Below are 496 nucleotides of genomic sequence, written 5' to 3' on the forward strand. Positions count from 1 at the left end.
AATTTGAGAGACTCACGAACAACTTTCGTTGTTCTGTGTTTCAATTTTCAGCTTGATCCAGATTTTTAAAGAGCAAAACTTCGCAGTGAACCCTTTCAGGTACACTCTGAAGTATTTTTTCGTAAACACTCACGAGATGGTGGAGCTATGCGGGATCGAACCGCAGACCTCCTGCGTGCAAAGCAGGCGCTCTCCCAGCTGAGCTATAGCCCCATCGTGTAGTCAGAACCTCTTACCTTTGATTCGTTTCCGGGCGCGGCGTGGTGAAGCGAAGCATACTGAAGTATGCGAGCTTTACCACAACAAAGCACGGGAGCGAATCTGGTAGGCCTGAGTGGACTTGAACCACCGACCTCACCCTTATCAGGGGTGCGCTCTAACCACCTGAGCTACAAGCCTGTAGAGGTTTTACTGCTCGTTTTTCATCAGACAATCTGTGTGAGCACTGCAAAGTACGCTTCTTTAAGGTAAGGAGGTGATCCAACCGCAGGTTCCC

At 49.2% G+C, this 496-nt stretch carries 2 tRNA genes; both read right to left on the reverse strand.

The features are described 5' to 3' along the window. Positions 1-137: 137 nt before the first annotated feature. Positions 138-213 (reverse strand) — tRNA-Ala (locus NA330_RS23195). Between the two features lie 109 nt (positions 214-322). Beyond that, a tRNA-Ile gene (locus NA330_RS23200) sits at positions 323-399 on the reverse strand. Positions 400-496 lie beyond the last annotated feature (97 nt).

It is taken from the genome of Salmonella sp. NW722 (genome assembly GCF_051702785.1).
Classification (GTDB): Bacteria; Pseudomonadota; Gammaproteobacteria; order Enterobacterales; family Enterobacteriaceae; genus Salmonella; species Salmonella enterica.